Origin of the sequence: Nonomuraea sp. NPDC050328 (assembly GCF_044459405.1) — a bacterium.
GTDB lineage: Bacteria > Actinomycetota > Actinomycetes > Streptosporangiales > Streptosporangiaceae > Nonomuraea.
Window position 1 is genome coordinate 215,921 of record NZ_JBITIW010000007.1, and the last position, 16,504, is coordinate 232,424.

The window sequence follows — 16,504 nt, forward strand, 5'->3', positions numbered from 1 at the left end:
CTCGGACGTAAACTGGCCTCCATGACCGGCAGGCGGAAGTACGACGACGGATGCGCGGTGGCCCACGGCCTCGACCTGCTGGGCGAGCGCTGGGCTCTGCTGATCGTGCGCGAGCTGCTGCTGGGCCCGAAGAGGTTCACCGACCTGCGCGCGGGGCTGCCGGGCGCGAGCGCCGACATGCTGACCCAGCGCCTGCGCGAGCTGAGCGAATCGGGCATCGTGGAGCGTCGCAAGCTCCCGCCCCCCGCGGCGTCCTGGGTCTACGAACTGACCGGCTGGGGGGCCGAGCTCGAACCGCTCATCCTCGAGCTCGGCCGCTGGAGCAGCCGCTCGCCCGCCCTGCGCACCGATGCGCCCATCGGCCCTGACTCGCTCGTCCTGTCGCTCAAGACGCTCTTCGACGCTCGCGCGGCGCGCGGCTTCCACGCGAGCATCGCGCTGCACCTCGGCGAGCACCGGTTCCGCGTCCGTATCGCCGACGGCCATCTCGAAGCCGTCCGCGGCGAGTGCGACCGGCCCGACGCCACCCTCGACACCGACCCCGGCACCCTGTCCGCGGCCCTGTGGGACGGCCAGGAGCACGCCTTCGACGATCCGGACGGCGTCGTGTCCCGGTTCCTCACACTCTTCCCGCTCCCCGAGCCGGCCGGGATCACTCGCGAGTCCCCAGCGCCTCGACCGGGTGGAGCCGCCGGGTGAGGCGGGCCGTGACGACCGCCAGCCCCACAGCCGTCGCGACGACGGCCAGGTAGCTCCGCGGCTGCGCGTACGGCACAGCCTCCCCGGTCATCCCCGAGCTGCCCGCCTCGCCGGTGTGGACGGCGGCCGTCTTCGTGGCCAACACGGTGCTGGTGGTCACGCGGCAGGTCCCGGTCGCCGTCGCGCTGTCCCGCTTCCCCCGCCGGACCGTGCTGGCTCGCCGGGGTGGTGCCACCGTGTCCTACCTTCGGTCATCACCGCTCTCGCACCCCACGGTCCGGTCGCGCCCTGGGGCAGCCTCGCCACCGCGACCCTCCTCTCCAGCCACGCCGTCACTTCGGAACGGCACGCTTCCGCCTGAACGCCCACGGCAGGACGTCAGGCGCGTTCTTCCTTGTCGGCCAGCCAGAAGAACACCGGGGGCAGCACCAGCTCGATCACCGCCAGCACGACCTGGAACCCGTGCGGCCTGCCGTACACCGCGAGCGAGAGCAGCCGCCCCACCCCGCCCAGCAGGAAGACGGCGGCCAGCCAGCGCACCACCGAGGCCGGGATGGGCCGCCGGCGGGCGGCCCACAGCCAGGCCAGGCCGTAGCCGGTGAAGGCGGCGCCCATGAAACGCCCCCAACTGTCGATCGTCGCGCCGGCGTCAGCCGCTCCGCGGATCGCCGCGTTGCCGAGCGCGACGTGGAGCAGCCCGATCAGGACACACGACCACCCCATCAGGACCGTGAGGAAGCGGAGCGCCTTGGCCATGATCTCTCCCAACTTAGTAGACGTGTGTCTACCAAGATGGCCGCGCTAGTAGACGCGTGTCAACTAGACTTCTCCCCATGCCTCCTCGCCAGCGCCTCACGCCCGACGAGCGGCGCGCCCAGCTCCTCACCGTCGGCGCGCGGCTCTTCGCCCGGCACCCGTACGCCGACGTGCTGATGGAGGAGGTCGCCGAGGAGGCGGGCATCTCGCGGGCCCTGCTGTACCGGCACTTCCCGAACAAGCAGGCTCTCTTCGCCGCCGTCTACCAGCAGGCGGCCGACCAGCTCCTCGCCGACACCCGGCTCGATCCCGCGCAGTCCCTGCGGGAGCAGCTCGTCCAGGGCATGGACGTCCATCTCGACTACTTCGTGGCCAACCGCAACGCCGTCCTCGCCGCGAACCGGGTCCTCGCCGGCGACCCGGTCATCCAGACGATCATGGCGAACGAGCTGGACGTGCTCAGGGAACGGATCCTGGGCGTCCTTCCCCTCGCGGGAGACGACGCCCGCGAGGCGGTCTCCGGGGTGCTGAAGGCGTGGCTGGTCTTCGTCCAGGTGTTGTGCGTCGACTGGCTCACCCGCGAGACGTGCACCCGCGACCAACTGCGCGACATCTGCGTCGGCGCGGCCCTGGGCGCCCTCGGCCCGCTGCTGCCCCCGCCGGCGGAGTGACGCCGTCAGGCCAGGAAGAACTCCGCCAGCGCGCGGGCGACCAGCGCCGGGTCGTTCTCCATCGGGATGTGACCGGCCCGGGGCACCCGGACCAGCGTGGAGTTCGGGATCTCGTCGGCGAACCGCTGCGCGTGGCGGACCTCCTGGAAGGTGTCGTCCTCGCCCCACACCAGCAGCTTCGGCACATCGGAGGCGACCAGGCCGGGCATGAGCTCAAGGGTGTACCGGCAGTCGGCCGCTCCGGCCAGCGCCATCCAGGACCTCCCCACGCGGAGATCGCGCCACGGGTCGAGGTAGTCGGCCAGCTCCGCCTCGGAGACCGGCCGCGCCAGGGCGGTGGACACGGCGACGCGCCGAGCGGCGAGCAACTCCTCCACGCTGGTCGCGGCGACCACGGCAGGCTCCCGGAAGCGCCGCACGCCGGGCACCGGCCAGGAGTCGTAGCTCACCGAGTTCACCAGGGCCAGCCGGGCGACCGGCAGCTCGCCGCCGACCAGCAGCCGCTGGGCGATCGCGCCGCCGATGTCGTGCCCGGCCACCCCCACCGGCCCGTCGATACCGAGCGTCGCCGCGAACCGCGACACCCAGGCGGCCAGCGCCGGCACCGTGGCCGTTTCCAGGGTCAGCTCCCCTTCCGAGCGGCCCAGGCCGGGCAGGTCGACGGCGACCGGCCGCAACCCGGCCGCCGCGAGGTCGTCCAGCACCGGCAGCCAGACCCGGCTCCAGTAGGTGCCGTGGAGCAGCAACACCTGCGGGCCGTGCTCGCCCGCCGTGAGATAGCTGGCCTTCCGGCCGTCGACTTCGATCGTTTCGCGTGTAGGCATGGCCATAACCATCGGGGAATGGGAGGAAACGGTCAAATACCGCTTAAGATATGGCCCCATGACGTTGACGCAGCTCCGCGCCCTCATCGCGGTCGCCGAGCACGGCGGTTTCACCGCGGCGGCCGACCTGATCGGCATGTCCCAGCCCGCGGTCAGCCGCGCCATCGCCAGCCTGGAGCGTGAACTCGGCGCCCCGCTGTTCGTCCGCCACCCCGACGGCATCGCGCTCACCGAGGCCGGCCGCCGGGCGCACACCCACGCCCGCGAGGCGCTGCGGCACTTCGACCTCATCCGCCCTGAGGTGGCAGCCGCCGCCGGCCAGGTCACCGGGCCGCTGCGCCTGGCCAGCCTGCCCAGCGCCACCGGCACCCTCATCGCCGGCCTGCTGCGCACCTTCACCGATCGCCACCCGCAGGTCCAGGTGCGCCTGTTCGAGGGGGCCGACGACGACGTCCGCGGCTGGCTGCACGGGGGCGCGGCCGAGGTCGGCGTGGTCACCCTGCCCGCCCCCGGCCTGCACACCATCCCGCTCAGCACCCACGAGATGGTCGCCGTGGTGCCGGCCGGACACCACCTGGCCGGGCGGGAGACCCTCCACATCACCGACCTGACCGGGCGGCCGTTCATCCTCACCACGGCGGGCTGCCGGCCCATCATCACCGACGCCGCCCGCCGGGCCGGCGCCGAGCTCGACATCGCCTACGAGGCCGGAGGCCAGTCCGCGATCCTCGAGATGGTCGCCGCCGGCCTGGGCGTCAGCATCGTGCCCACGCTCGGCCTGCCCGCCGAGCTCGGCGCGGTCGTGACCCGGCCGCTCGAACCGCGGCTCACCCGGACGCTGGCCCTGGCCGTCCTGTCCCCGACCGACTGCGGACCGGCCGCCCGCGCCTTCCTCGACCTGGCCAGCCCGTGAGTCAGTGACTCGGCCGCGCTGATCGGCCCGACGCCCTCTCCCAAGCCAGAGCCACGACCACCCCGACGGCGTAGGCGACCAGGTCCCACGGATCGGGAAACGCCCCGACCAGCACACCGCCCACGCCCGGCGGGGCCGTGCCGACCATCTGGTACACCTCGACCGCGACGGCCACCGCCGCCGTGGCCAGCGCACGACGCGCGGCGGTGGTGGTGCGCCACACCAGGCCGAGAACCGCGTAGACCAGCATGGTGGCGCTGACGTCGCTCACATAACCGCGGACGAACGGCTGCCCCGGGCCCTGGTAGAGAAGCACGAACGCGCCGACCGCGAGGGCGGCGCCACCCAGAAGGACCATGGCACGGCGCATGTGATTGACGTCTTCTCGATCTCGACGATCAGGACGAAGCCGATCATAAGGCTCGCCTCTGTGGCGCTCGCCGTTCAGCGCCTCTCCGCGATCGGCGTGCCGGTGACACCTTGACAGCGGGCTCCGGGCTGTTGATGATCGGGGCACTATACCGGTTTACCTCCCTCTCCCCGCCTGGCGCTGACACGGGCGGCGAGCTGGGCTTAACCGATATAGCAACCCCCTGCCCGCTCCCGACGATGAGGAGCCGATCGATGAGTGGATCGCTGATGCGGAGAAGGACCCTCCTGACCGGCCTGGCCGCAGCCGCCGCCGGTGTCGCGTTACCCGCCACGGCGCACGCCGAGCGCCGGCCGAGCGCGAAGACCGGGCCGATCTCGGTCGTGTACATCGAGGTCAACAGCCAGAGCATGACGAACGCCGCGAAGTACACGCTGGCCAGGAACGGCGCGCAGGTGTTCGACATCGCGGTCATCTTCGCCGCCAACATCAACTACAACGGCACGAGCGCCTACCTGCACTTCAACGAGAACGTGCAGCGGGTGCTGGACAACGTGGCGACCGAGGTCCGCCCGCTGCAGGAGAAGGGCATCAAGGTCCTGCTGTCCGTGCTCGGCAATCACCAGGGCGCCGGATTCGCGAACTTCCCGACCCGGCAGGCCGCCGACGCGTTCGCCCAGGAACTGGCCGACGCGGTGCGGAGGTACGGCCTCGACGGCATCGACTTCGACGACGAGTACGCGGGCTACGGCAACAACGGCACCGGCCAGCCGAACGCCTTCTCGTTCGTCTACCTGGTCTCGGCGTTGCGCCAGAAGCTGCCGGACAAGCTCATCACGCTGTACGACATCGGCCCGGCCTCGGACCGCCTGAGCTACAACGGGGTGAGCATCGCCAACACCTTCGACTACGCCTGGAACCCGTGGTACGGCACGTGGTCGGTGCCGAGCGGCCCGAGCTCCAGGTCGCGTCTCTCCCCGGCCGCGGTGTCGTTCTCCGCGACCAGTTCGTCCACCGCCGCGCGCCTGGCCCAGCGCACGGTCAACGAGGGGTACGGCGCCTTCCTCACCTACAACCTCACGGCGGCGAACACGGCCTCCTACATCTCGGCGTTCACCAGCAGGCTCTACGGGAGCACCGCCGTCTACCGGCCCTGACGGCCGGCCGTACCCGCCTGCGGATCAGGCGGGTACGGCGGAGCCCAGCGGGAAGTGGCAGGCCACCTGGTGCGTGTCACCGGCCAGCGGTGGCTCGGTCGCGCAGATGTCCTGGGCGAGCGGGCAGCGGGTGCGGAACCGGCAGCCGGACGGCGGGTTGAGCGCGCTCGGCAGTTCCCCGCGGATGGTCGTGTCCGGGCTGGGCGTGCGGCCGGGCTCCGGCGCCGGCACGGCGTCGAGCAGGGCCCGGGTGTACGGGTGGCGCGGGTTGCGGACCACCTGGTGCGCCGGGCCGACCTCGACCAGCTTGCCCAGGTACATCACGCCGATCCGGTCGGCCATGTAGTCGACCACGGACAGGTCGTGGCTGATGAACACGTACGACAGGCCGAGGTCGCGCTGCAGGTCGCGCATGAGGTTGAGCACCTGCGCCTGGACCGACACGTCCAGCGCGCTGACCGGCTCGTCGGCCACGATGAGCCTCGGGTTCAGCGCCAGCGACCTGGCCAGCCCGATGCGCTGCAACTGCCCGCCGGAGAACTCGTGCGGGTAGCGCTCCAGGGCCCGCCGGGGCAGCCCGACCTGGTCGAGCAGCTCGCTCACCCGCGCTCGGCGCGAGGCGGCGTCGCCCACCTGCTGGATCTCCAGCGGCTCGGTGAGGATGGCGTCGATGCGCATGCGCGGGTTCATGGCCGCGTAGCTGTCCTGGAACATGAGCTGCACCTGCCGGTGCATGCCGTGGCGGGCGCGGCGGTCGAGCACGGCCAGGTCGGCGCCGTCCACGACGATCCGGCCGCCGGTGGGCGCTTCGAGGCCGGCCACCAGGCGGCCGACGGTGGACTTGCCGCAGCCGGACTCGCCCACGATGCCCAGCGTCTCGCCCGGCTGGACGTCGAACGACACGCCGGCCACGGCGCTGACCCGGCCGGCCGCGCGGCGCAGGCCGGCTCCGCCCGCCTCGTACTCCTTGACCAGGTCCCGCACGGTCAGGATCGGCCCGGCGGTCCCGGCCTCGGCCGCGACCCTGGCCGTCCCGGCCGAGGCCGTGATCGCGACGGGCTCGGTGACCGGGTGCAGGCAGGCGTAGTCGTGCCCGTTCCCCGCCTCGATCAGCCTGACGTCGGTGGTGCGGCACTCGTCGGTGGCCATGCGGCAGCGCGGCGCGAACCGGCACCCGGTCAGCGGGCGCGACAGGTCCGGCGGCAGGCCGGGGATGCTGTACAGCCGGCCGTCCTCGGCCGACTCGGGCAGGGCCCGCATCAGCGCCTCGGTGTAGCGGTGCCGCGGCGCGCGGAACAGCTCGGCCGTGGTGGCGGTCTCCACCACCCGCCCGGCGTACATGACGGCGACCCGGTCGGCCCGCCCGGCGATCACGCCCAGGTCGTGGGTGACCAGGATCACCGCCATCTTGAACTCCTCGCGCAGGTCGTCGATGAGTTCGAGGATCTGGCGCTGGGTGGTGACGTCCAGGGCGGTGGTGGGCTCGTCCGCGATGAGCAGGCGCGGCGAGCGGATCAGCGCCATGGCGATGACCACGCGCTGGCGCATGCCGCCGGAGAGCTGGTGCGGGTAGTCGTCGACGATCTTGTCGGGGCGGGGCATGCCCACGCGCCGCAGGATCTCCACCGCCCGCTCGCGCGCCTCGGCCTTGCTCACGCCCTGGTACACCCGCAGCGGCTCGGCGACCTGGGCGCCGATGCGCATGGTGGGGTTGAGCGAGGTGAGCGGGTCCTGGAAGACCATGCCCATCTCGACGCCGCGCACCCGGCGCAGCTCGGCGTCCGCCAGGCCGCGCAGGTCGCGGCCGTCGAAGAGGATCTCCCCGCCGACGACCCGGCCGCCGGTCGGCAGCAGTCCCATGATCGACAGCACGGTCATGGTCTTGCCGCTGCCGGACTCGCCCACCACGCCGAGCGTCTCGCCCTGCCTGACCTCCAGGCTGACCTGGTCGAGCGCGTGTACGGTGCCCCGCCGCAGGGCGATGTCGGTGCTGAGGTCGCGCAGCCGCAGCAGCGGCCGGTCGGGTGCCTCCATGTGCGAAAACCTCCTGCTAACGCCGCCGGAGGCGGACCTCGAAGACGTCCCTCAGGCCGTCGCCGATGAAGTTGAAGGCGAGGACGATGAGGATGATGGCGATCCCCGGCGGGTACAGCAGCCACCAGTGGCCGCTGAAGGTGTCCGACAGGCCGTCGGACAGCATGCCGCCCCAGTTGGCCGCGGGCGGGGGCACGCCCAGGCCGAGGAACGACAGGTAGGCCACGTACAGGATCGCGTCGGCCACCTGGAAGGTGGCGTTGACGATCACGGTGCCGATGGCGTTGGGGATGATGTGCTTGCGTACGGCCCGCCCGCCGGTGCCGCCCATGCCGCGCATGGCCATGACGTACTCGCGGGTGCTCAGCGTCAGCGCCTCGCCGCGCACCAGCCGCGCCGGGCCGAGCCAGGCGAACGCGCCGATGATGACGATGAGCATCGGCACGGTCGGCGTGACGATCGAGGCCATGAGCATGAACAGGAACAGCGCCGGGATCGACATCATCGCGTCGACCACCCGCATCATGACCGCGTCCACCCAGCCGCCGGCGAACCCGGCGATGGCGCCCCACACGGTCCCGACCACGGTGGCCAGCAGGCCGGCCGCCAGGCCGACCACGATGGAGGTCTGGCCGCCCAGCATCAGGCGGCCGAGCTGGTCGTAGCCGACGCCGTCGGTCCCCAGCGGGTGACCGTCCACGCCGGGGGCCAGGAAGACCTTGGTCAGGTCGGTGTGCACCTGGTCGGTCGCGTAGAAGAGCGGCCCGAGGAAGCAGAAGGCCGCCAGCAGGACGAAGATGCCCACGCCCACGAGGGCCAGCCGGTTCTCGCGGAAGACCTCGAGGCCCTGGCGCCACATCCCGCCGACGGGCGCCTCTTCTTGCTCAGTGGTCATGTACGGCCTGCCTTGAGTCGCACCCGCGGGTCGACCGCGGCGTAGAGCACGTCGGCGACCAGCGCGCCGACCACGGTGGCCACCGAGATCAGCAGCGTGACGCCGAGCAGGATGGGATAGTCGCGCTTGAGCGCCGCCTGCCAGAACAGCAGCCCCATGCCCGGGTAGTTGAACAGCCGCTCGACCACCAGCGCGCCGCTGAACAGCGCGGGCAGGTACATGCCGAGCAGCGTGATGACCGGGAACAGGCCGTTGCGCAACGTGTGCCCGACGATCACCCGCCGCTCCGACAGGCCCTTGCTGCGGGCCGTACGGACATAGTTCTCGTTGAGGTTGTCCACCATGGACGAGCGGATGTAGCGCGAGTAGACGGCCACCGTGAGGATCGCCAGCGTGAGCGTCGGCAGGACCAGCCCCGCCGGGTCGGCCAGCACCTCGGCCATGGTGAAGCCCTGCGGCGCCTCGGGCGGCAGCACCGGCCACACCTGCGAGAACAGGATGATCATCATGAGGCCCATGAAGAAGATCGGCGTGGCGTAGGCCAGCAGCGACAGCCCGTTGATGGTGTAGTCGGGCCACCGGTTGCGGCGCACCGCCTGGATCACGCCCAGCGGGACGGCCACCACGACCGCCAGCAGGGTCGAGGCCAGCGACAGCAGCATGGTCTTGGGCAGGCGCTGGCTGAGCGCCTCGGCCACCGACTGGTTGAGCTGGAAGGAGTAGCCCAGGTCGCCGCCGGCCAGCCGCCGCAGGTACAGCGCGTACTGTTCCCACAGCGGCCGGTCGTAGCCCATCTCGTGGTTGAAGGCGGCGATCTGCTCCAGCGTGGCCTCCTTGCCCAGGATGGCCCGCGCCGCGCCCCCGGGCAGCAGGTGCAGGATCACGAACGTGATCAGCGTCACCAGGATCACGATGACCAGCGCCTGGCCCAGGCGGGTGAGGAGGTACCGGGTCAAGGTCAGCTCTTCCAGGACCAGTCTTGGAAGTACATCAGGTTCATCGGGTCCTGCGGCTCGACGCCCTGGAGCCCCGACTTGTAGGCCGAGATCTGGTAGACCGGGTTCGGCATCCAGAGCACCGGCAGGTCCTTGGCCAGGAAGTCGTTGTACTCCTGCAGCGCGCCGGCGTCCGCGGAGAACTGCGCCTTCTCGATCAGCGCGTCGGCCTCGGGGTTGCTGTAGCTGCCGAGGTTGACCGGCGCGTCGGTCTGGAACAGGCGCTCACCGGAGGCGAAGGCCGGGTAGTACCAGCTGCCCTGGGAGCCGAAGAACGACATGTCCCAGTCGCACTTGGACTCCTCCGGCTTGCAGGCCGGGGTGACCGCGACGGAGTCCGGGACCTCCTTGATGGCAAGCTGGACGCCGACCTTGGCCATGCTCGACTTGATCTCGGCGAACATCTTCGAGGTGGCGGCGAAGCCGGACTGGCTGGTGACGGTGAAGCTCAGCGGGGCGCCCTTGGCGATGCCCTCACCGCACAGGGCGGGGTCCTCGCAGGTGGTCTGCCCGTCGGGGGTCACCTTCCAGCCGTGGCTCTCCAGCAGCTGCTTGGCCTTGGCCGGGTCGAACGGGTAGACGCAGCCCTGGCCGCCGGGCGTGCCGGGCTTGGCCGGGACCGGGCCGCAGGTGGGCGAGGCCATGCCGGACCAGATCACCTTGCTGATGGTGGGCTGGTCGACGAGCATCTGCAGCGCCTGGCGCAGGTACGGCTGCTTGAACAGCGCGCCGTTCTTCGGGTTGTTGAAGTTGAGCTGCAGGTAGGTGATCGACCAGCCGTACCAGGGGGCGATCTTGTAGCCCTTGGACTCCAGGTAGGGGCGCTGCGAGAGGTTGGCCGGCGGGATGTAGCCGTAGTCGATCTGCCCGGCGCGCAGCACGTTGAACTCGGCGTCGTCGCCGGTGAACGGGCGCAGCACGATCTTGTTCAGCTTGGGCTTGTCAGGACCGGAGTAGGTGTCCTGCTTGGCCAGGACGACCTCGCCGCTGGGCACGTAGCTCTGCAGCTTCCACGGCCCGCTGGTGGTCTTCCACAGCGGGTTGGTGGCGTAGGTCTTCGGGTCCTTGGCGGCGGCGGTCAGCTCCTCGAAGGTCTTCTTGGGGTCGCCCTTGTCCCAGGCGTGCTGGGGCAGCGGGACGATCCGGTTGAGCTGGTTGCCGACGAACCAGGCGGCGTTGTAGGCCTTCTTGGTGGTCAGCGAGAAGGTTTTGCCGTCCTTGACCTTGAAGTCGGCGATGTTGTCGGGGAAGCCGCCGGGCCGGTAGGAGGCCCACTTGTCCTTGTTCGTGGTGACGAGGTCCCACCAGAACTGGATGTCCTTGGTGGTGATCGGCTTGCCGTCGGACCAGGTGTTGTCCTTGAGCGTGATGGTCAGCGTCCTGCCCTCGTCGCTGACGGCGGGCGGCTCGGCCAGCGAGCGCTGCGGGTCGACGTTGTCGGCGCTGGACCCGTCGAGCTTGTAGGCGTACAGCTTGCGGTACAGGGCGGTGGAGAAGATGTCGTTCTCGCCCTGCGTGAAGCCGGGGGCCGAGATCGGCAGGATCCAGTTGGGCGTGCGGAAGGCCACGGTCACGGTGTCCTTGCCCTGCGCGCCGCCCTGTTGCGAACTGCTGCCGGCGCCCGCGCTGCAGGCGGTCAGGCCGAGTCCGATCGCCACCACGCCGCACACGATGCGGGTTCTCGTCCCCATGGTTCTCCTCGTCGAGACGCGGGTGTGCCCTCCAGGGGCCGTTCAGCCGGAGAATGTATAGAGGCACAAGTCCTAAGTCAATGCGAAAAATCCACTTTGTTCAGTCGGCTTTTTTCGGGATAGAGTCCGCGGCGGAGACATCTTTCGGTGATCGTCTTCGTGCTCGATGATGGACACCAACGTGTCCGTCAGGGAGGAGAGGTATGTCGGAGCCCGCCAATCTGCGGGAGCAGGCGCTGGGCCTGTTGGCCAGCGGCAAGGCCACCTCCCGCGCGGACTTGGTGGAGACCCTGCAGGTGGCTCCATCGACGGTCTCCAGCGTGGTGCGCCGCCTGCTGGAGGAGGGCACGATCCTGGAGGAGGGCGTCGGCGTCTCCACCGGAGGGCGCCGGCCCAAGATCCTCCGGCTGCGCGAGGCCGGCGGCGTGTTCGCCGTGGCCGAGCTCGGCGCCCGGCACGCCCGCGTCGGTCTCTGCTCGCCCGCCGGGGTCCTGCTGGCGGCCGAGGAGTCCCCCGTCGACATAGGAGCAGGCCCGAAGGCGATCTTCGACGAGGTCACCGCGATCTTCGAGCGCCTCAGGAGCGCCCAGGCGCCGGGCCAGCGACTCCTGGCCGTCGGCATGGCCCTGCCCGGGCCCGTGGAGTTCCCGCACGGCCGGCTCATCGGCCCGGCGCGCATGCCCGGCTGGAGCGGCTACGACGCCCAGACCGACCTGCGCGACCGCTTCGACGCGACCGTGGTCGTCGACAACGACGCCAAGGCCGCCGCGATCGGCGAGCACGTCGCCCGCCGCGAGGCCGGAGACATGATCTACGTCAAGGCCGGCACCGGCATCGGGGGCTGCCTCGTCAGCGGCGGCCAGGTCTACCGCGGCGGGCGCGGCCTGAGCGGCGACGTCACCCACGTGCGGGTGGCCGACAGCGGCGAGCGCGAGTGCTCCTGCGGCAGCCGCGGCTGCCTGGAGACCGCCGCCAGCGGCGCCGCGCTCGCCCGCGAGCTGGCCGGGCGCGGACTGCCGGTGACCAGCACGCGCGACGTCATCGCCGCCACCGTCAACGCCGATCCCGCGGTGGTCACTCTGGTACGGCATGCGGGCCGGCTGCTCGGCGTCGCGCTGTCGGGACTGGTCAACTTCCTCAACCCCGACAGCGTCGTCATCGGCGGCTCGCTGTCGAGTCTCGACGTCTACGTGGCGGCGGTCCGAGGCATGCTCTACGAGCGCTGCCTGCCGCCCCTGACCCAGACGCTGTCCATCGAGGCGAGCCTGGCCGGCCGCGACGCGGCACTGATCGGGCTCGGCCGGCTCCTGCGCGAGTCGGCCGACCTCCGCCCGGCCTAGCGCCTCCCCGAGCGAACTCGTAGAAAGCAGAAAGCAGCACCGTGTCCTTGCGCATCGCCATCTGCGGCATCCACATCGAGTCCAGCACCTTCTCCCCGCACCTGAGCGGCGCGGCCGACTTCGACGTCACCCGGGGCCAAGCCCTGCTCGACCGGTACGGCTGGCGCGGCGACGCGTGGGCCGCCGACGTGGAATGGGTGCCGCTCGTGCACGCCCGCGCCCTGCCCGGCGGGGCCGTCGAGCCCGCCGCCTACGACGCGTGGCGGGCCGAGATCGTCGAAGGCCTGGCCGACGGCCGCTTCGACGGCGTGCTGCTGGACATCCACGGCGCGATGAGCGTCGTGGGCCGCCAGGACGCCGAAGGCGACCTGATCACCGCGATCCGCGAGGTGATCGGCGCCGAACCCCTCGTGTCGGCGGCCATGGACCTGCACGGCAACGTCTCCCCCACCCTGTTCGCCGGCTGCGACCTGCTGACCTGCTACCGCACCGCGCCGCACGTGGACGTGTGGGAGACCCGCGAGCGCGCCGCCCGCAACCTGGTGGACGCGCTCCGCCTGGGCCGGCGCCCGCACAAGTCCCTGGTGCACGTGCCGATCCTGCTGCCCGGCGAGATGACCAGCACCCGCGTCGAGCCCGCCCGCGGGCTGTACGCGCGCATCCCCGAGATCGAGGCCAGGCCCGGCGTCATCGACGCGGCCATCTGGATCGGCTTCGCCTGGGCCGACGAGCCGCGCTGCACCGGCGCGGTCGTCGCCACCGGCACCGACGCCGCCGCCACCGAGCAGGCCGCCCGCGAGCTGGGGCAGGCGTTCTGGGACGCCCGCGACGACTTCGCCTTCGTCGCGCCGGCGGCCACCATGGACGAGTGCCTGGACGCCGCGCTCAAGGACGGCGCGGCCCGGCCGTACTTCATCAGCGACTCCGGCGACAACCCCGGTGCGGGCGGCGCCGACGACGTCACCTACGCCCTGGAGCGGATGCTGGCCCGGCCCGAGATCGCCGGCGGATCGGTCCGCGCGGTCTTCGCCTCGCTGTTCGACCCCGAGGCCGTGGCCCGCATCGGTCACCTGCCGATCGGCTCGCCTGTCGCCGTGCGCGCCGGCGGCCGCATCGACTCGCGCCCGCCGGGGCCGCTGCTGCTGGAGGGCGTCCTGGAGGCCGTGGCCGACGACCCGGACGGCGGTCGTGTGGTCAGCGTCCGCATCGGCGGGCTGAGCGTGTTCCTCACCTCGCGCCGCATGCAGTACCGGCTGCTGGAGTCCTACCGGCTGCTGGGCGTGGACGTCGCCGAGGTGGACGTGGTCACCGTCAAGATCGGCTACCTGGAGCCCGAGCTCTTCGAGGCGGCGGCCGACTGGATGCTGGCCCTCACCCCCGGAGGCGTGGACCAGGACCTGCAGCGCCTGCCGTACCGGAACCTGCAGCGGCCGATCTTCCCGCTGGACGCCGACGCTGCGCTGAGCTCTTAGCGGAGGAAGCCGCGCCCCGGCTTCCTGGTCATCGTGCGGGGCCGGCCACATCATCGCCGAAGACTGCCGCGAGGGCCTTGCCGACCAGGCCCGGCAGATCGGTCCGCCCGTCGTCCTCGGCCCAGCGCACCATCGCCGTGTGCAGAGCGGCCAGGCACGCACTGGCCGCCGCCTGCGCCTCGAACGCCGCGTCGGGGTCGGCGTCGCCATCCTCCAGAGCACCGATGATGGCCTGCTGGAGGGCGTACTGGTTGTCCAGATGCCTGGCCCGCAGCGCAGGCGTCGCGATCATGAGCTGCAGGCGGACGAGCAGAAACCGCCGATCCGCCGCCGCGTCGTCGCCAGTCAGGGCGGCGGCCGCCGCGACGAGCGCCCCACCGATGCGGCGAACCAGGGGCTGACCGGCGGGCGAGGCGGCCACCCGCTCCGCGATCAGCTCGCCGTACTGGTCGCTCAGCACGAGGTCTTCCTTGGTCGGGAAGTGCCGGTAGACGGTCATGGGCGACACACCGGCCGCCTCGGCGACATCGTTCATGGTCGTCGCGTCATATCCGCGCTCGCTGAACAACCGGGTCGCATGCGCCTGGATCGTGCGCTGCGTCTGCACTCGTCGTCGCGCTCGCAGGGTTGAGGGCTCCTCAGGCATGTGATAGACACTACCACCGCGATAGTGACTACCACTCAGGTAGTGACTAACAGACGGGAGCGGCGGCACACATGGACGACCTGAACGGCAGAACCGCTTTGGTGACCGGAGCCTCTCGCGGCATCGGCCAGGCGATCGCGACCCGGCTGGCGGCCAGGGGCGCGACGGTGATCGTGCACTTCGGCACGGACGAGGACGGCGCGAAGGCGACGGTCGCCGAGATCGAGCGCGGCGGCAGCACCGCCCTCGCCGTCCAGGCCGAGCTGGGCGTGGACGGCGACGTGGACCAGCTCTTCGCGGGAGTCGAGGCCGGCCTGGCCGGACGGCCGCTCGACATCGTCGTCAACAACGCCGCGGCTCCACCCGCCGGCCCGCTCGGAACCACGACCCGGGCCGAGTTCGACCACCTCTTCGCGGTGAACGTCCGGGCACCGTACTTCATCATCCAGCGGGCGCTGCCTCTGATGCGCGACGGCGGACGCATCATCACGATCTCGTCAGTAGCCACCCGCATGGCCAACCCCGCCCAGACGTCCTTCGCCATGACCAAGGGCGCCGTCGAGACCATGACTCTGACCTTGGCCAACGAACTCGGCGTCCGCGGGATCACCGTGAACGCGGTCGCCCCCGGCGCCACCAGAACGCCCGCCAACTCCGCCGTCTTCGAACCGCCGGGTTTGGCCGCTTTCATCGCCGGATCGACCGCGCTCGACCGTCTCGGCGACGCCGGCGACGTCGCCGACGTGGTCGCGTTCCTCGCCTCCGACGCCGCCCGCTGGATCACCGGCCAGACCGTCGACGCCAGCGGCGGCCTGTTCCTGGGCCCCCGCACCTGACGCCGCGGCCTCGGCACCGTGCCTGCTCCTCCCGGCTCAGATCCCCCAGCCAAGGACGCGGCCGGGCTGGCCGGTCAGACGCAGGGGATGCTGTAGGGGCGGCTCTGCGAGACGACGGTGCCGTCGGTGCCGAGGACTTCGAGCCGCCACACACCGGACCCGCCGTCAGCCGAGAGCCAGGTCCTGCTGACGTTCTGCCGGCCGGCGCCGGCGAAGGACAGGGACGTCCACGCGTCTCGCGTCCACACCCCTTCCAAGCTGTCGTAGCGGGCCCAGGCGTAGGGCAGGGTGCGCATGGCGCTGCTCTCGACGTAACCCCTCATCACGTACTTGTACGGCGTGCCGGTGCGGCAGTTGCCGGCGGTGCGGGTCATCTCGGTGAACTCAGCGCTCACGCACACCGTCCGGTAGTACTCCTGCGTGTTCGCGCCTGTCATCGGGGCGGGGGTGAGCACCTGCACCTGGATCGAGCTGCCGCCGTCGTACTGCGGGACGGGCTGGCGCTGGAAGGGCGCGCTGACGGTCTTGGTGCCGGGCTCGGTGAAGACGATCTCGCGCTCGTCCCCCAGGCCGCCCGGCAGGGGCCGGTCGTCGTAGGCGCTCCAGCGGTAGCGGACCGTCTGCGCGATCGGCGAGCTGATCTGGGCACTGACGGTGTGCACGACATCGGTGCCGCAGCGGCCGACGTAGATCGGGGCGGGCTGGATCTGCGGACGGCTGAGGACGGGGTCGACGCACGAGACCTGGTAGGAGACACTCGCCTGGGCCTGGTTGGCTCCCTTGACGATGAGCGTCCGGGTCCGGGGGCCGAAGCCGTCGTAGTGTCTGATCATCCCCGTGACGGCATGCGTTCCGGCCTCGGTGAAGACGATGTGGTTCCACTGCGCCCAGACGTCGGCCCATTGGTAGGTCACCAGGCCGGGACCGCCGGCGGTGATCGTGGCGGTCGTGGTGAACGGAACACCCGGCGCGCAGACGCCGGCGTACGACGGCGGCTGGACCTCGCCCGCCACCACCGACACCGTCGGACGCTCCTCCTCCAGAGCCCCGGCCTCGGCCCGAGCCGGAACCGCCCCGGCCAGCAGCAACGCGGCCACCGCCGTCACGACACTCCATACCCGCATGTCTCGTCCTTTTCCGAAGGGTAGGAGGCGATCATGCGTGGGTGGACTTGCGGCACGATGGGAACCCGCTTGGACCGGCCC

General features: G+C 71.3%; 17 protein-coding genes. 7 read left to right on the forward strand and 10 right to left on the reverse strand.

Annotation, left to right across the window (positions count from 1 at the left end):
• Window positions 1-21: 21 nt before the first annotated feature.
• Entirely contained in the window at window positions 22-699 is a 678-nt protein-coding gene (locus ACIBG7_RS26340; protein WP_397337913.1) for a winged helix-turn-helix transcriptional regulator, read from the forward strand.
• Here the strand turns inward: ACIBG7_RS26340 and ACIBG7_RS26345 are convergent.
• Window positions 653-859 carry a hypothetical protein gene (locus ACIBG7_RS26345; RefSeq protein ID WP_397337914.1) on the reverse strand — a complete coding sequence of 69 codons (207 nt, stop codon included), beginning with the start codon at window positions 857-859 and terminating at the stop codon, window positions 653-655. The two genes, ACIBG7_RS26340 and ACIBG7_RS26345, sit on opposite strands and share 47 nt — an antisense overlap.
• 218 nt (window positions 860-1,077) lie before the next feature.
• Window positions 1,078-1,455 (reverse strand): DUF4345 domain-containing protein, encoded by a 378-nt coding sequence (locus ACIBG7_RS26350; protein ID WP_397337915.1) that lies wholly within the window; start codon window positions 1,453-1,455, stop codon window positions 1,078-1,080.
• Window positions 1,456-1,532: 77 nt separating this feature from the next.
• Here ACIBG7_RS26350 and ACIBG7_RS26355 point away from each other — a divergent pair, with 77 nt between their 5' ends.
• On the forward strand, window positions 1,533-2,126 hold the full coding sequence (locus ACIBG7_RS26355) for a TetR/AcrR family transcriptional regulator (RefSeq protein ID WP_357932341.1): 594 nt from the start codon (window positions 1,533-1,535) through the stop codon (window positions 2,124-2,126).
• A gap of 5 nt (window positions 2,127-2,131) precedes the next feature.
• On the opposite strand, the gene ACIBG7_RS26360 is transcribed toward ACIBG7_RS26355, so the two are convergent.
• The gene (locus tag ACIBG7_RS26360; RefSeq protein ID WP_397337916.1) at window positions 2,132-2,950 is read right to left on the reverse strand and encodes an alpha/beta fold hydrolase; all 819 of its coding nucleotides are present in this window, start codon (window positions 2,948-2,950) and stop codon (window positions 2,132-2,134) included.
• A gap of 58 nt (window positions 2,951-3,008) precedes the next feature.
• Here ACIBG7_RS26360 and ACIBG7_RS26365 point away from each other — a divergent pair, with 58 nt between their 5' ends.
• Window positions 3,009-3,863 carry a LysR family transcriptional regulator gene (locus ACIBG7_RS26365; RefSeq protein ID WP_357932336.1) on the forward strand — a complete coding sequence of 285 codons (855 nt, stop codon included), beginning with the start codon at window positions 3,009-3,011 and terminating at the stop codon, window positions 3,861-3,863.
• A gap of 1 nt (window position 3,864) precedes the next feature.
• On the opposite strand, the gene ACIBG7_RS26370 is transcribed toward ACIBG7_RS26365, so the two are convergent.
• Window positions 3,865-4,221: a DUF2809 domain-containing protein gene (locus ACIBG7_RS26370; RefSeq protein ID WP_357932333.1), complete on the reverse strand. Its 357-nt coding sequence runs from the start codon at window positions 4,219-4,221 to the stop codon at window positions 3,865-3,867.
• Window positions 4,222-4,502: 281 nt separating this feature from the next.
• Here ACIBG7_RS26370 and ACIBG7_RS26375 point away from each other — a divergent pair, with 281 nt between their 5' ends.
• Window positions 4,503-5,390 (forward strand): endo-beta-N-acetylglucosaminidase H, encoded by an 888-nt coding sequence (locus ACIBG7_RS26375; RefSeq protein WP_357932331.1) that lies wholly within the window; start codon window positions 4,503-4,505, stop codon window positions 5,388-5,390.
• A 24-nt stretch (window positions 5,391-5,414) separates the two neighbouring features.
• Here the strand turns inward: ACIBG7_RS26375 and ACIBG7_RS26380 are convergent, their stop codons facing one another.
• From ACIBG7_RS26380 to ACIBG7_RS26395, 4 genes are read right to left on the reverse strand one after another with little or no spacing between them, the layout of a single operon-like run.
• Window positions 5,415-7,424 (reverse strand): dipeptide ABC transporter ATP-binding protein, encoded by a 2,010-nt coding sequence (locus tag ACIBG7_RS26380; RefSeq protein ID WP_397337917.1) that lies wholly within the window; start codon window positions 7,422-7,424, stop codon window positions 5,415-5,417.
• A 16-nt stretch (window positions 7,425-7,440) separates the two neighbouring features.
• Window positions 7,441-8,319: an ABC transporter permease gene (locus ACIBG7_RS26385; RefSeq protein WP_357932326.1), complete on the reverse strand. Its 879-nt coding sequence runs from the start codon at window positions 8,317-8,319 to the stop codon at window positions 7,441-7,443.
• Window positions 8,316-9,275, reverse strand: a complete 960-nt coding sequence (locus ACIBG7_RS26390; protein WP_357932323.1) for an ABC transporter permease — start codon at window positions 9,273-9,275, stop codon at window positions 8,316-8,318. The genes ACIBG7_RS26385 and ACIBG7_RS26390 overlap by 4 nt, the downstream gene beginning before the upstream one ends.
• 2 nt (window positions 9,276-9,277) lie before the next feature.
• Entirely contained in the window at window positions 9,278-11,005 is a 1,728-nt protein-coding gene (locus tag ACIBG7_RS26395) for a peptide ABC transporter substrate-binding protein (RefSeq protein ID WP_397337918.1), read from the reverse strand.
• A 203-nt stretch (window positions 11,006-11,208) separates the two neighbouring features.
• Here ACIBG7_RS26395 and ACIBG7_RS26400 point away from each other — a divergent pair, with 203 nt between their 5' ends.
• Both ACIBG7_RS26400 and ACIBG7_RS26405 read left to right on the forward strand, forming a co-directional pair.
• Window positions 11,209-12,345 (forward strand): ROK family protein, encoded by a 1,137-nt coding sequence (locus tag ACIBG7_RS26400; RefSeq protein ID WP_397337919.1) that lies wholly within the window; start codon window positions 11,209-11,211, stop codon window positions 12,343-12,345.
• A gap of 41 nt (window positions 12,346-12,386) precedes the next feature.
• Window positions 12,387-13,817: a M81 family metallopeptidase gene (locus ACIBG7_RS26405; RefSeq protein ID WP_397337920.1), complete on the forward strand. Its 1,431-nt coding sequence runs from the start codon at window positions 12,387-12,389 to the stop codon at window positions 13,815-13,817.
• 28 nt (window positions 13,818-13,845) lie between these two features.
• Here the strand turns inward: ACIBG7_RS26405 and ACIBG7_RS26410 are convergent, their stop codons facing one another.
• On the reverse strand, window positions 13,846-14,463 hold the full coding sequence (locus ACIBG7_RS26410) for a TetR/AcrR family transcriptional regulator (protein WP_397337921.1): 618 nt from the start codon (window positions 14,461-14,463) through the stop codon (window positions 13,846-13,848).
• 101 nt (window positions 14,464-14,564) lie between these two features.
• On the opposite strand from ACIBG7_RS26410, the gene ACIBG7_RS26415 reads away from it, so the two are divergent.
• Entirely contained in the window at window positions 14,565-15,299 is a 735-nt protein-coding gene (locus tag ACIBG7_RS26415) for an SDR family oxidoreductase (protein ID WP_397337922.1), read from the forward strand.
• 74 nt (window positions 15,300-15,373) lie between these two features.
• Here ACIBG7_RS26415 and ACIBG7_RS26420 read toward each other — a convergent pair whose 3' ends face one another.
• Window positions 15,374-16,423 carry a hypothetical protein gene (locus ACIBG7_RS26420; protein WP_397337923.1) on the reverse strand — a complete coding sequence of 350 codons (1,050 nt, stop codon included), beginning with the start codon at window positions 16,421-16,423 and terminating at the stop codon, window positions 15,374-15,376.
• Window positions 16,424-16,504: the final 81 nt, after the last annotated feature.